Source organism: Pseudomonas sp. NPDC090201, assembly GCF_044746825.1.
Lineage (GTDB): Bacteria > Pseudomonadota > Gammaproteobacteria > Pseudomonadales > Pseudomonadaceae > Aquipseudomonas > Aquipseudomonas putida_AD.
The window spans coordinates 183,661-197,552 of the sequence record NZ_JBIVCX010000003.1 but is presented as its reverse complement, the minus strand read 5'-3'; the positions used below and the strand labels follow the sequence as shown (position 1 = coordinate 197,552).

The 13,892-nt window shown below is 63.2% G+C and carries 13 protein-coding genes; 8 read left to right on the top strand and 5 right to left on the bottom strand.

Annotated features, from left to right (window positions below; all coding sequences use genetic code 11):
* Positions 1–2: 2 nt before the first annotated feature.
* The 4 genes from ACIPOO_RS10965 (at position 3) to tauA (ending at position 5,137) form a co-directional block, all read left to right on the top strand.
* A complete protein-coding gene (locus ACIPOO_RS10965) occupies positions 3–890 on the top strand; it encodes an ABC transporter permease (RefSeq protein WP_400606657.1) in 888 nt (295 codons plus the stop codon).
* Entirely contained in the window at positions 887–2,536 is a 1,650-nt protein-coding gene (locus ACIPOO_RS10960) for a dipeptide ABC transporter ATP-binding protein (RefSeq protein ID WP_400606655.1), read from the top strand. Before ACIPOO_RS10965 ends, ACIPOO_RS10960 begins: the two co-directional genes overlap by 4 nt.
* A 244-nt stretch (positions 2,537–2,780) precedes the next feature.
* Positions 2,781–3,968, top strand: a complete 1,188-nt coding sequence (locus ACIPOO_RS10955) for an MFS transporter (RefSeq protein WP_400606652.1) — start codon at positions 2,781–2,783, stop codon at positions 3,966–3,968.
* Between the two features lie 182 nt (positions 3,969–4,150).
* Positions 4,151–5,137, top strand: coding sequence for a taurine ABC transporter substrate-binding protein (gene tauA / locus ACIPOO_RS10950; RefSeq protein ID WP_400606650.1), 987 nt, complete (start codon positions 4,151–4,153; stop codon positions 5,135–5,137).
* A gap of 361 nt (positions 5,138–5,498) precedes the next feature.
* Here tauA and ACIPOO_RS10945 read toward each other — a convergent pair whose 3' ends face one another.
* The 3 genes from ACIPOO_RS10945 to ACIPOO_RS10935 all read right to left on the bottom strand — a co-directional run bounded on the left by ACIPOO_RS10945 (position 5,499) and on the right by ACIPOO_RS10935 (position 7,870).
* Entirely contained in the window at positions 5,499–6,209 is a 711-nt protein-coding gene (locus ACIPOO_RS10945) for an SDR family oxidoreductase (protein ID WP_400606648.1), read from the bottom strand.
* A gap of 161 nt (positions 6,210–6,370) precedes the next feature.
* On the bottom strand, positions 6,371–6,787 hold the full coding sequence (locus tag ACIPOO_RS10940; protein ID WP_400606646.1) for an SRPBCC family protein: 417 nt from the start codon (positions 6,785–6,787) through the stop codon (positions 6,371–6,373).
* A gap of 78 nt (positions 6,788–6,865) precedes the next feature.
* Positions 6,866–7,870, bottom strand: a complete 1,005-nt coding sequence (locus ACIPOO_RS10935; protein WP_400606643.1) for an aldo/keto reductase — start codon at positions 7,868–7,870, stop codon at positions 6,866–6,868.
* Between the two features lie 114 nt (positions 7,871–7,984).
* Between ACIPOO_RS10935 and ACIPOO_RS10930 the strand changes: the two genes are divergently transcribed.
* Positions 7,985–8,914, top strand: coding sequence for a LysR substrate-binding domain-containing protein (locus ACIPOO_RS10930; protein ID WP_400606641.1), 930 nt, complete (start codon positions 7,985–7,987; stop codon positions 8,912–8,914).
* A 2-nt stretch (positions 8,915–8,916) separates the two neighbouring features.
* Here ACIPOO_RS10930 and ACIPOO_RS10925 read toward each other — a convergent pair whose 3' ends face one another.
* Positions 8,917–9,216, bottom strand: coding sequence for a helix-turn-helix transcriptional regulator (locus tag ACIPOO_RS10925; protein ID WP_274131070.1), 300 nt, complete (start codon positions 9,214–9,216; stop codon positions 8,917–8,919).
* 86 nt (positions 9,217–9,302) lie between these two features.
* Here ACIPOO_RS10925 and ACIPOO_RS10920 point away from each other — a divergent pair, with 86 nt between their 5' ends.
* Positions 9,303–10,394 carry an NADH:flavin oxidoreductase/NADH oxidase gene (locus ACIPOO_RS10920; protein ID WP_400606639.1) on the top strand — a complete coding sequence of 364 codons (1,092 nt, stop codon included), beginning with the start codon at positions 9,303–9,305 and terminating at the stop codon, positions 10,392–10,394.
* Between the two features lie 100 nt (positions 10,395–10,494).
* Here the strand turns inward: ACIPOO_RS10920 and ACIPOO_RS10915 are convergent, their stop codons facing one another.
* Positions 10,495–10,719: a hypothetical protein gene (locus ACIPOO_RS10915; protein WP_400606637.1), complete on the bottom strand. Its 225-nt coding sequence runs from the start codon at positions 10,717–10,719 to the stop codon at positions 10,495–10,497.
* Positions 10,720–10,939: 220 nt separating this feature from the next.
* Here ACIPOO_RS10915 and ACIPOO_RS10910 point away from each other — a divergent pair, with 220 nt between their 5' ends.
* Together ACIPOO_RS10910 and ACIPOO_RS10905 are read left to right on the top strand one after the other, a co-directional pair.
* Positions 10,940–11,320 (top strand): RidA family protein, encoded by a 381-nt coding sequence (locus tag ACIPOO_RS10910; RefSeq protein WP_274131073.1) that lies wholly within the window; start codon positions 10,940–10,942, stop codon positions 11,318–11,320.
* Between the two features lie 298 nt (positions 11,321–11,618).
* Positions 11,619–13,613 (top strand): U32 family peptidase, encoded by a 1,995-nt coding sequence (locus ACIPOO_RS10905; protein ID WP_274131074.1) that lies wholly within the window; start codon positions 11,619–11,621, stop codon positions 13,611–13,613.
* The last annotated feature ends 279 nt before the right edge of the window (positions 13,614–13,892 follow it).

Sequence of the window (13,892 nt, the reverse complement as noted above, 5' to 3'; positions counted from 1 at the left end):
TAATGGCGACGAATCCCCCTTTCTTCTCTGGCGCTGCGCCGGCGACCTGGCGGCGGCGCTCTCGCATCCGCCGCGTGCTGGATGCCTGGACGCCGCTGTTGCGCAAGCCGGGTTTCAGCCTGGCGTTATTCGTGGTGTTGTTCGCATTGACGGCAGCCCTCGTACCCCACTGGCTCAGCGGGTTTGATCCGTATGCGACCTCTCCTCGGGAAAAACTGCTCGGGCCGAGCACGCTGCACTGGTTCGGCACCGATGAACTGGGGCGCGACCTGTATACGCGCGTGATCTACGGTTCCAGCCTGTCGGTGCAAGCCGCGCTGCTCGCCGTCGGCATTGCCTTGAGCGGCGGGCTTGGGCTGGGTGTGCTGGCAGGTTTCGCTGGCGGGCGTCTCGACGCCGTGATCATGCGCATCATCGATGTGAAACTCGCCCTGCCCGGCCTGCTGCTGGCGCTGGCCATTGTCACCGCGATTGGCTTCGGCACGGTCCCGGTTGCCATCGCAGTGGGCGTCGGAATCGTTCCAGGCTTTGCTCGCACCACCCGCGCCGAAGTATTGCGCATCAAGACCCTGCCCTACGTGGAAGCGGCGCGGCTGGGTGGCGCCAGTTGGCGGCGCACGCTGCTGCGCCATGTGTTGCCCAACGCCTGGAGCCCGGTGGCGGTGCTGGCAACACTGGACTTCGGCGCCGCCATTCTCGCCACCGCAGGCTTGAGTTTCCTGGGCTTTGGCGCCGCGCCCCCGGCGGCCGAATGGGGAACGCTTATCGCCAATGGTCGGCACTTTCTGGTGACCGCGCCCTGGGTTTCATTGCTGCCCGGCGCATTTGTCGTCGCCGTGGTGTTCAGCCTCAACCATATCGCCCGCACATTCGAGGAGCATCAGCGATGAGCCAGTCCCATTTGCTGGATGTGCGCGATCTGTCCGTCAGCTATCGCTCCAAGGGCCTGGTCACTCAGGCGGTAAAAGGCCTGTCCTTTACCTTGCAGCGCGGTGAAACCGTGGCCATCGTCGGGGAATCAGGGTCGGGCAAATCGACCCTCGCCAACGCCCTGCTCGGGTTGTTGCCGGTGGCTGCCTCTATCGATCAGGGCGAACTGCGGGTCGGCGATGTTGAGATGCGCCACGCCAGTGAACGCCAGAAACGCCTGATTCGCGGGCGCACCATCGGGCTGGTGCCGCAGGACCCGATGGTCAGCCTCAACCCGACTCTGCGCGTCGGCCAGCAGATCGGCGAGGCGCTGAAGCTGGCCAACGGACGGGGTTATCGCAGTGCCGATGCCGATGTCGTGGAATTGTTGGGGCTGGTGGGGCTGGACAACCCGGTACTGCGCGCCCGGCAGTATCCCCATGAACTGTCAGGCGGTATGCGTCAACGGGTATTGATTGCCATTGCCATGGCCGGCAACCCTCAGCTCATCATCGCGGACGAGCCCACCAGCGCGCTGGATGTGACGGTGCAGCGCAAGATCCTCGACCATCTGCAACGCCTGGTGGCCGAACGCGGGATTTCCCTCCTGATTATCACTCACGATCTGGGTGTCGCCACGGACCGCGCCGACCGCTTGCTGGTGATGAAACAGGGCGAGTTGGTGGAGCAAGGCACGCCACGGCAGATCCTCGATGCGCCGCAACATCCGTACACCCGGGCGCTGCTGGCGGCAGCCCCTGCGTTTTCGACGACCACGGTGCGCCGCTTTGCCCCGAAGTCCGCACGGCCGATTCTGTGTCTGCAAGGCGTGGGCAAAACATTTGAACTGCCTGGTCTAAAAGGCCGGGACCGCCAGTTTGCGGCCCTTGAGGGGCTGAGCTTTGACTTGTCTGCGGGACAGACCTTGGCGATTGTCGGCGAGTCCGGATCTGGGAAGAGCACGACGCTGCGTATCGCCCTCGGGCTGGAACAGCCGACCCGAGGCCGGGTGTTGTTCGAAGGTAAGGATGTGACGGGGATGAGTTGGAAAGCCTTTCGGCCTCTGCGCCGGCGGATACAGCTGGTGCAGCAGAATCCGTTTTCTGCCCTGGATCCCCGGTTTACGGTGTTCGATTGCATTGTCGAGCCGCTGGTGTCGTTTGGGCTGTTGAAGGGCGCGGCGCTTGAACAGGCCGCAGTCGAACTGATGGGCCGGGTGCAGTTGCCGGTGCACTTTCTTGATCGCTTGCCCCATGAGTTGTCCGGCGGGCAGCGTCAGCGTGTGGCGATTGCCCGGGCATTGGCGTTGAATCCGGATGTGCTGCTGCTCGATGAGCCTGTGAGTGCGCTGGATGTGTCGGTGCAGGCGCAGATTCTGGACCTGCTGGATGAGTTGCAGCGCGAGTCGAATATTGCCTATGTGCTGGTTTCCCACGACCTGGCGGTGGTGGCGCGGATGGCCGATCAGGTGTTGGTCTTGCGTCAGGGCCGGGTCGTCGAGCAGGGAGCGCTGAGGCACGTTTTTGAGCGGCCGACCAGTGAGTACACCCGCGAGTTGTTGGCGGCGATACCTGGGGTTGGCGCCCGGGCGGCAACGCCGGCTCAGGTCCTGAAAGTCGCTGTGTGATCAACGCGAGCCCGGGTTCTGGCCGAAGGCCGTAGGAGCGCGCTTGCCCGCGATAGCGTCAGGCCAGACACCTCGTTGTTGGATGACACACCGCTGTCGCGGGCAAGCGCGCTCCTACGGGGATGAGGGCGATCGTGTCCTCCAACCCGTACGTTTGGCATTGCCTGACCGTTGTCCTAGACGCTTGCGCCATCCGTTGGTTAGCATGGTGGGTTCTCTATGAAACCCTTGAACGGAGCGACGCATGTCCATCCAACAAACGCCCGGGCATGTGCTGCCGGGGCGCGCCGCAGCGAAAATGGAAGCGGCGATGGCAGTGGGAAGCTTTGCCATCGGTACCGGCGAATTCGCCATCATGGGCCTGATGCCCGACATCGCCAATAACCTGCACCTGACCGAACCCCAGGTCGGCCATGCCATCAGTGCCTACGCGCTGGGCGTGATGGTCGGTGCGCCGCTGCTGGCCATTCTTGGCGCCAAGTTGCTGCGCAAGAACATGCTGATGCTGCTCATGGTGCTCTACGCGCTGGGCAACATTGCCACCGCGTTCACCCCCTCCTTCGCCTCACTGGTGGCGTTCCGTTTCATCAGCGGCCTGCCCCACGGCGCCTATTTCGGCATCGCAGCCGTGGTCGCCTCCAGCATGGTGCCGTCCAATCAGCGCGCCGGGGCAGTGGCGCGGGTGATGATGGGGCTGACACTGGCGATGCTGCTGGGTAACCCCATCGCCACCTTCCTGGGGCAGTTCATGGGCTGGCGCTCGGCGTTCGGCCTGGTGGGCGTGATCGCAGTGACCACCATCGCCTTGATCTGGCACCTGGTGCCTGACCGTCACGACGAGCCGCGCAGCGATCCCCGCAAGGAGCTGCGTGCGTTCACCAAGCCCCAGGTGTGGATGGCGCTGGGTATCAGTTCGGTCGGCTTCTCCGGGATGTTCTGCGTGTTCAGTTACCTGGCGCCGACCATGCTGGAAGTCACCCGGGTCACCCCGCAGTGGATTCCGTTCGGGCTGGCGGCGTTTGGCGTGGGCGGCATCATCGGCAACATCGTGGGCGGCAAGCTGTTCGACCGCATGCAGTTCCGCGCGGTCGGCGTATTGCTGGTGTGGTCGATGGCCGTGCTGCTGTTCTTCCCGTTGGCGGCAAGTTCGCTTCCGGGCGTGCTGCTGGGCATCGGTCTGGTCGGCACCATGGTCGCATTGGCCGCGCCGCTGCAGATCCGGCTGATGGACATCGCCCATGAAGCGCCAAGCCTTGCGGCGGCGTCCAACCATGCGGCGTTCAACCTGGCTAACGCGCTGGGCCCGCTGTTCGGCGGCATCGCCATCAGCGCGGGGCTGGGCTGGACCAGCACCGGGTACATCGGGGCAGCCACCGCCCTGGCGGGCCTGGGTATCTACCTGATCGCCCGGCGCATGAAAGGCGGCGACTGACGTCCCTCCTCCGCACGCCGGTGTCGGGCCACGCCAGCCGCCCGCACCGGCAACCTGCGGGCTGATTTCACAGCCTAAGCTAATTCCCAAACGGTATTTAAATCTAATTTAATAGAACCTTATGCTTGGTTTCAGGTCGCGAATCATCCTCGAATTCGCGCTGAACCCAAGGCATCTAGAGAATGACGATCAAGCACTGGACGGCAAAGGCTACATTGGCGCTGGGTGTGTTCACGCTGTCGGTGGCGGCCCACGCCGCTGACCTGACCATCGGCTACATCACCGGAATCGACCCGGTCAAACGCGCCATCGCCGATGGCGAATACGAAAAGGCGATTGGCTCGAAAATCAACTGGCGTCAATTCGATGCAGGTCCTGCGGTAGTTGCCGCGATGGCCTCGGGGGATGTGCAGATCGGCAACCTGGGTTCCAGCCCGCTGGCGGCCGCCACCTCGAAAAATCTGCCGCTGGTGGCGTTCATCGTCACCTCGCAAATCCAGAGTTCAGAGGCGCTGGTGGTGCGCAACGGCAGCGGGATCAACAAGCCCGAAGACCTGATCGGCAAGAAGATCGCCGTGCCGTTCGTGTCCACCTCCCACTACAGCCTGTTGGGCGCACTCAAGCACTGGAACATCGATCAGAAGCAGGTCACCATTCTCAATCTGACGCCGTTGCAGATCACCGCTGCCTGGAAACGCGGCGACATCGACGGCGCGTTTACCTGGTCCCCTGCGCTTGGGGAAATTCGCAAGACCGGCAAGATTCTCACCGACGCAGGCCAGGTCTCCCAATGGGGATCGCCAACGTTCGAAGTGTGGGTGGCACGCAAGGACTTCGCCGAGAAACATCCTGAGGTCGTCGCCAGTTTCGCCAAGGTCAGCCTGGCTGCGATTGCCGATTACACGGCGCACAAATCGCAGTGGACGGTGGATTCGGAACCGGTCAAGACCATCGCCCGCTTCACCGGCTCCAACGCTGCGGATGTGCCGGAACTGCTCGACGGCTCGCACTTCCCGACCGCAGCCGAACAGCAATCCCCTGCGCTGCTGGGCGGTGGCACGGTCGCGGACATTGCGAAAACGGCTGAGTTCTTGAAGGATCAGGGCAAGATCGAGAAAGTGCTGCCTGACTATTCCTCGTTTGCCACTGACAGGTTCATCAAGGAATAGACCGGTTGGTCTGATTCCAGGATTTCCCTGTAATCCTGGCGGTGGACTGTAGGAGCGCGCTTGCCCGCGACAGCGTCAGGCCAGTCACCTCATTGGTGAATGACAGACCGCTGTCGCGGGCAAGCGCGCTCCTATGGGATTGGCGTAACCGCGCCCTTGAGAACAACCCCAAATCCGTAGCAGTCCGGCTTGCCGGCGGGGGCGTTCTCATATGCGCTGCCGCATATGGATCAAACGCACAATTCGTGGGAGCGGGCTTGCCCGCGAATGCTCTGGACCTGACGCATTGACAGCGGCTGACCCACCGCTTTCGCGGGCAAGCCCGCTCCCACAACACCTCGCCCTAAAATTGCTCGGGGTATCAGAACCCGACCGGGTTGAAGTAGAACGCATCGCTCGACGACAGGCTGGCCTTGATCTGGCGGGTGCCTTCGTCGGCCGACACTTCCTCTTCGCCTGCTTCCAGCGCCGCATAAGTGCGGGCTGCCACGTCCTGCGGGCTGGTCTTCTGCACGTCGAAATCCTTGACCAGGTCGGTGTCGATGAAGCCGACGTGCAGCGCAAGCACCTGGGTCTGATCGGTGCGCAGTTGCACCCTCAGTGCGTTGGTGAAACCCCAGGCAGCGGCCTTGGACACACCATAGGCCGCCAGCGCCGGCGCGTTGAACCAGGTGATGTTGGACAGCACGTTGACGATCGCGCCACCCCCGTTGCGCTTGAGGATCGGCGCAAACGCCGCGCTGACCCGCACCAGGCCGTACACGTTGGTGTCGATCAGCTCCTTGGACAGCTCGATCATGTTCTCGGCCAGCGCGCTCTCCATCACCTTGGCGATGCCGGCGTTGTTGACCAGCAAGGTGGTGTCTGAACACTGCGCCGCTGCGGCCTTGATGGTCGCGTCATCGGTCACGTCCAGCTTGACCGGGATGATACCTGGCACATCGAAGCCTTCCGGGTTGCGCATGCCGGCGTATACCTTCGCTGCTCCCTGGGCGACTGCCAGCTTGGCAAAGGCCAGGCCCAGACCACGACTTGCACCGGTAACGAAAACCACTGATCCATTGATGTTCATGCGATGACCCTCGAAAAATGGCGCTTTGCCGTTTTGGATGATGGTCATCATATTCAGAATTGCCGTGCTGTCAATCGATGCCGGATGAAACTGTTCAGTGGGTAGCTTGAAGGCGTTGCGAACCTTGAGAGCAGCGCGAGCCGCTCTCAAGTCTGGGCCGTTTACTCAGGGAAATTGGCGCGCATTGCTGCCAGGCCGCCAGTGAAGATGCCTTCGAACAAGGCAATCGCCTCGGCTTCGCTGATACCGGCCGGTGTAAAGTTCGCCGACCAGGTCACCCGCGAAACCTTTGGATCGGCTTGCGGCGCGACGCCTAGCGTTGCCTTGTACCCGGTGACCGCGAATGGCGCCTGGGTGATGGTGTAGCTGTACCAGCGCGCCGAATTATCGAAACCTTCCAGGCGTTCGATGATGACTTCGCCATCGGCAGTCTCCAGCGTACGCACCCGCCCGCCTTCGCTCAGTTCGCTCTTTGGAATGAATGGCAGCCAGTCAGGCAGTGAATTGAAGCCACCGATCAGTTGCCACACGGTGTCGGGTGAAGCCGGGATGTCGATGTAGGCTGAGGCTTGGGACATTGGAGTTCTCCAGTGAAATGAATCGATGGGTTCCGGCCGCCGGTTCGTCGAGCAGCGGCCGGTAAATCGCAACAAAGGTTATGCCGGCACCGGCGCGTTGATCGAGATTAGCCCGGCTTCGCGCAGTGCGGTCCAGAAAGCGCCAGGAATCACCGCATTGAGCGCGGCCACATCCTCGGCAATCCGCCCTGGGCGGCTGGCGCCCGGAATAACTGCCGCCACGGCGGGGTTGGCCAGCGAGAACTGCAGCGCCGCCGCCTTGATATCAACCCCATGAGCCTGGGCGATGCGCTTGATGTGCTCGACCTTCTGGATGATCTGCGGGCTGGCCTTCTGGTACTCGAAATGCTCGCCACCGGCCAGAATCCCCGAGCTGTACGGGCCGCCGACGACGATGTCGGTGTTGCGGGCCTTCGCCTCGGCCATTACGCGCTGCAACGCGCGTTCGTGGTCCAGCAGCGAGTAACGCCCGGCCAGCAGGAAACCATCGGGTTTGGGTTCGTCCAGCCCAAGGGTGAGTTCGATGGGCTCGACCTTGTTCACCCCAAGACCCCAGGCCTTGATGACGCCCTCGTCACGCAGGCGGTCCAGTACGCCGAAGGCCCCGGTGCGCGCCTGTTCGAAGTACTGCAGCCACTGGTCACCGTAGAAGTCCTGGGCGATGTCGTGAATCCAGACGATGTCCAGGCGGTCGGTCTTCAAGCGCTTGAGGCTGTCTTCGATGGAGCGCAAGGTGGCATCGGCGCTGTAGTCGTTGACGATCTTGTTGCGCAGGCCGTGTTCGAATACGCCGCTTTTCTCGCCCAGGTCGCGGGCGCTGTTGTCCAGTTCGTCGAGGATCACCCGGCCGACCTTGGTGCTGAGCACGTATTCATCGCGCTTGTATTTGTGCAGGGCCTCGCCCAGGCGGATTTCCGAGAGGCCTGCGCCGTAGAACGGCGCGGTGTCGAAGTAACGAACGCCGGCATTCCAGGCCGCGTCGACGGTGGCTTCTGCTTCGGCTTCAGGGATGTTGCGGAACATGTTGCCCAGCGGTGCGGTGCCGAATCCGAGGACGCCTGGCAGTTTGTCTTTCAAGCTCATGGCTCTGATCTCCAGTTGAGGGGTCGCTGTTGCGACCGTTGAGCAGATCCTAGATTGCCGCATCAAGACCGTCCAAGACATAATGAGTCAGACTTAAGACCTAGCGAGCATCACATGATCGATCTCCGCCAACTGCGCTATTTCGTCGTCGCCGCCGAAGAGGAACATGTTGGCCGCGCCGCTGAACGCCTGCACATTTCCCAGTCGCCCTTGAGCCGGCAGATCGCCCAACTGGAAGAACGCCTGGGCCTGAACCTGTTCGAGCGCAGCCAGCAGCGTATCCGCCTGACCAGCGATGGCCGCACCTTTCTCACCGAAGCTCGTAGCCTGTTGACCCACGCCAACCGCCTCGAATCCCTGGGTAAGCGCCTGGGCCGTGGCGAGGAAGGCGGCCTGTGCATCGGTTACATCGAGCACGCCATGCACGCCAACATCCTGCCCAAGGCGTTGAGCACCGTGCGCGCTGACCGCCCGGCCGTGCACGTGGCGCTGTACCTGATGAGTTCGGGCGATCAGCTTGAGGGCTTGCGCCAGCGCAGCCTGGACGTGGCGCTGGTCAGCGAGCCGCCACGGGAAGACGACCCGGACCTGCTCTGCCGCCAGTTGCTGGAGGACCCGATGCTGCTGGCATTGCCGGCCAATCATCCGCTAGCGACCAGGGAGCGCCTGACCCCGGCGGACTTGAAGGATGAGGACTGGATCGGGGTGAAATCCAGCCAGGGCAAGGACCAGCACGGCGAATTCGTGGCCGCCTGCATTCGTGCAGGCTTCACCCCGCAGATTCGGCTGGAAGCCGCCGAGCCTTACACCGCGCTAGGGTTGGTGGCGGCCGGGTTGGGAATCACCATGACCCAGAAGAGTCTTGATCAGGCGGCGCACCCGGGTGTGGTGTTCAGGGAATTGCCGTGGCTGACGTTCAGCATGCCGCTGTGGGCGGCCTGGCATCGGGTGAACCTGCGGGCGCTGGTGGAGATCTTCCGGGTGATTCTGACCGGTAAGGATGCGGCGCCGATGGCCGTTGGCAGCGAGACGGTTCCCGGCTGAATTCAGGACTGCCCGAGAATCGCGGCCAACAGCCCCGGAAAGCGGGCGTCGAGTTCCTCTCCCCGCAGCGAGTTCATGTGCGTGGTGCCGACGTTGCGGGTATGCACCAGCCCCGAATCGCGCAGCACGCGGAAATGGTGGGAAACGCTGGACTTGGGGCGTCCGCCGTCCAGTTCGCCACAAGTGGCTTCGGCCACGCCGGCCAGGTGGCGAACGATTTCCAGGCGAACAGGATCGCTCAGCGCGTAGAGAATGCGCTCGAGTTCGAAGCTCTCGGGATCGGGGTGTTTGTAGGCTCGCATGGGTCGGCATGATAGCGAGGGGGTTTTAAAAAAGCCATTGTTCGAATACTATCGAACAATCGTAAATCACACCTTTCGAGGCGACCATGTCGGCACTGTTCGAACCCTTCAAGCTCAAAGACGTCACCCTGCGCAATCGCATCGCCATTCCGCCGATGTGCCAGTACAAGGCCGAAGACGGTCTGATCAACGACTGGCACCACGTCCACCTGGCCGGCATGGCCCGTGGCGGCGCGGGTCTAGTGGTGGTGGAAGCCACCGCCGTGGCACCGGAAGGCCGGATCACTCCGGGCTGCGCCGGCATCTGGAATGATGAACAGGCCCAGGCATTCGTGCCGGTGGTCAAGGCGATCAAGGCCGCAGGCGCGGTGCCGGGCATCCAGATCGCCCACGCCGGCCGTAAAGCCAGCGCCAACCGCCCCTGGGAAGGCGACGACCATATCGTCGAGTCCGATCCACGCGGCTGGCAGACCATCGCCCCGTCGGCTATCGCCTTTGGTGCAGGCCTGCCCAAAGTGCCGCAAGCCATGACCCTGGAAGACATCGCCCGGGTTCGTCAGGACTTTGCCGACGCCGCCCGCCGCGCCCGTGACGCCGGTTTCGAATGGATCGAACTGCATTTCGCCCATGGCTACCTGGGCCAGAGCTTCTTCTCCGAACACTCCAACCAGCGCACCGACGCCTACGGCGGCAGCTTCGACAACCGCAGCCGTTTCCTGCTGGAAACCCTGGCCGCCGTACGTGAAGTGTGGCCGGAGCACCTGCCCCTGACCGCGCGTTTCGGCGTGCTGGAATATGACGGTCGCGACGAGCAGACCCTCACCGAGTCCATCGAGCTGGCGCGCCGCTTCAAGGATGGCGGCCTGGACCTGCTGAGCGTCAGCGTCGGCTTTACCATTCCAGAGACCAACATTCCGTGGGGTCCGGCGTTCATGGGGCCGATTGCCGAGCGCGTGCGTCGCGAAACCGGATTGCCGGTCACCTCGGCCTGGGGTTTCGGCACGCCGCAACTGGCGGAAGAATCAATCAAGGCCGGTCATCTGGACCTGGTGTCCATCGGCCGCGCGCACCTGGCGGACCCGCACTGGCCGTACTTCGCGGCCAAGGAACTGGGCGTGGACAAAGCCTCCTGGACCCTGCCCGCCCCTTACGCGCACTGGCTTGAACGCTACCGTTAAGCGCTACGCACCGGGTCGCTCTGCAATGGGGCGACTTGAGGGCTCATGCCGGGTGTCGAGCCGGGCGGCGATTTGATCGCCGTCCAGCGAGCCTGAGAGCCTACTGCCCCGCCGAACGGTGCCAGCGAATCTGACTGACCCCGGAACGCTCCGCAGCCTCGACCATCGAATGGTAACTGCCCTGCCACTCGCGTCCGCTGGCGCCCACCTCGGCGCCTGAGTGGATCAAGGCGTAATACACCGCATCGTGAGAGCACAGGTTGTCGTCGTGACATTCCAGCGCCCGCTCGTTACCTTCGAACGTGTAAAAAATCGTGAAGCCCATGACACACCTCCATGCCGACGATGATCCTGGCAGAACGGGTCGATCATAGCGCGCACCCGACCGGGCAGAATGACAGGCTGGCTAATTTCACTGGCTTTGCGGGCCAGCCACTGAAATGTCGGGCGAACGGCCTTCGGGAGCAGCGGGCAAGGTTGAAAGCGCGGCGCAGTGCCTTATCATGGCCGGCGGTTTATCGACTCACTTCAAGCAAGAGATGCCTATGTCCAGCGAAAACGTCGTCTTCACTCCCGATCCCGATGCGGATTCCATTTCTTCCGATGTGGCCGGTTTCGGCGGCATCCTGGTCTCGACCCAGGTTCCGACCCGCGCCGATGGCAGCCTTGAACTGGGCGACATCACCCTGCAGAGCGAATGCACCCTGCAAGCGCTGAAAGTGGCGCTGGAGAAAGCGGGCAGCTCGATGGACCGGGTCATGCACCTGACCATCTACCTGACCGACATGGCCGACCGCGCGGCTTTCAATGAGGTCTACAAACGCTTCTTCGCCAAGCCATGGCCGGTACGTGCAGCGGTAGGCGTCGCGGCGCTGGCCGTTGAAGGCATGCGCGTGGAAGTGACGGCGATGGCGGCCAAGGGCTGATCCAGCTCGTCGCTGTTGAGGTAGCCCACACCCGTAGCAGTCCGGCTTGCCGGCGAGGCGATCTTGAGGATGCACCCGATCCCGTAGGAGCGCGCTTGCCCGCGATGGCGTCCTCAAGATCTTTCCCGCCGGCAAGCCGGACTGCTACGGGAGGTGGGGCTTTCCGTGGCTGTTGTCACGCAGCCCGTGAGGAGCGATCCATCGGCCGTTTCTCACCACCCGGCAGCACAAGGATGCCGCCCAGGCATTTCGCCGGTACAATGCGCGGCTTGACCGTGACGATCCTGACTAAAAAAACATGTCCCTACCCAAGCATCACCTGGAATTGCTCAGCCCTGCGCGCGATGTAAGCATCGCACGCGAGGCCATCCTGCATGGCGCCGACGCCATCTACATCGGCGGCCCAAGCTTCGGCGCACGCCATAACGCTGCCAACGAAGTCAGCGAGATCGCCGACCTGGTGGAGTTCGCCCGTCGTTACCATGCGCGGGTATTCACCACGATCAACACCATCCTGCACGACAACGAACTGGAGCCGGCGCGCAAGCTGATCCACCAGTTGTACGACGCAGGCGTCGACGCGCTGATCGTCCAGGACCTGGGCGTCATGGAACTGGACATCCCGCCGATCGAGCTGCATGCCAGCACCCAGACCGATATCCGCACCCTGGAACGGGCCAAGTTCCTCGATCAGGCAGGCTTCTCCCAGCTGGTGCTGGCCCGTGAGCTGAACCTGCAGGAAATCCGCGCCATCGCCGACGAGACCGATGCTGCCATCGAGTTCTTCATCCACGGTGCGCTGTGCGTAGCCTTTTCCGGTCAGTGCAACATTTCCCACGCCCAGACCGGCCGCAGCGCCAACCGTGGCGACTGCTCCCAGGCCTGCCGCCTGCCCTACACGTTGAAAGATGATCAGGGCCGCGTCGTAGCCTTCGAGAAACACCTGCTGTCGATGAAAGACAACAACCAGAGCGCCAACATCCGCGCCCTGGTGGAAGCCGGCGTGCGCTCGTTCAAGATCGAGGGGCGTTACAAGGACATGGGCTACGTGAAAAACATCACGGCCTACTATCGCCAGCGCCTGGACGACGTGCTCGAAGACCGCCCGGACCTGGCCCGCGCTTCCAGCGGCCGTACTGCGCATTTCTTCGTGCCGGACCCGGAAAAGACTTTCCACCGTGGCAGCACCGATTACTTCGTCACCGACCGCAAGATCGACATCGGCGCTTTCGACACCCCGACCTTCACCGGCCTGCCGGTGGGTGTGGTGGAGAAAGTCGGCAAGCGCGACCTGCAAGTGGTGACCCATGAACCGCTGTCCAACGGTGACGGCCTCAATGTGCAAATCAAGCGCGAAGTCGTGGGTTTCCGCGCCAATATCGCCGAAGCCAAGGGCGAGTTCGAGGAAGATGGCGAGAAACGCTATCGCTATCGCGTCGAGCCCAACGAGATGCCGGCCGACCTGTACAAGGTGCGCCCGAACCATCCACTGAGCCGCAACCTGGACCACAACTGGCAACAGGCGCTGCTCAAGACCTCCGCCGAACGCCGTATCGGTCTGACCTGGCAGGCCACCCTGCGCGAAGAGCGCCTTGAGCTGGTGGCAACCAGTGAAGAAGGCATCAGTGCCAGCGTTGCCCTGGATGGCCCTTTCGGTCCGGCCAACAAGCCTGAACAGGCCCTTGAGCAATTGCGCGACCTGCTGGGTCAACTGGGCACCACCCAGTACCACGCCACTGACGTGAAGCTGGACGCCCCGCAGGCGTTCTTCATTCCGAACTCGCAACTCAAGGCCCTGCGCCGCGAGGTGATCGAGGCGCTGACGGCCGCCCGCGTCGCGGCCCATCCGCGTGGCTCACGCAAGGCTGAAACCAGCCCGCCGCCGGTGTACCCTGAGTCGCACCTGTCGTTCCTGGCCAACGTGTACAACCAGAAAGCGCGGGATTTCTATCACCGCCATGGCGTGCAGTTGATCGACGCCGCCTACGAGGCCCACGAGGAACCGGGCGAAGTGCCGGTGATGATCACCAAGCACTGCCTGCGCTTCTCGTTCAACCTTTGCCCGAAACAGGCCAAGGGCGTCACCGGCGTGCGCACCAAGGTTGCGCCGATGCAACTGGTGCATGGCGATGAAGTCTTGACCCTCAAGTTCGATTGCAAGCCGTGCGAGATGCACATCATCGGCAAGATGAAAGGCCACATCCTGCACTCGCCGCAACCGGGCAGTGCGCCAGTGGTGGGCCACATCAGCCCGGCGGATTTGCTCAAGACCATCCCCCGCGCTCCGCATTGATGAGTTAATTCCACCGTAGCAGCCAGGCTTGCCCGCGGGACGATCTTGAGGACGCCCCCGCCGGCAAGCCGTGCTGCTACGGGGTTGGGGGCGTTCTCAAGGTCATCTGCGCACCGATTCCCGTAGGAGCGGGGGGGGGGGGGGGGGGGGGGGGGGGGGGCCCCCGCGCGGCCCCCCCCCCCCCCCCCCCCCCCCCCCCCCCCCCCCCCCCGCGCCCGCCCCGCGGGGGGGGGGGGGAAAACCGCACGCAAAAATAGAAACGACACCAAAGGGAGAGAC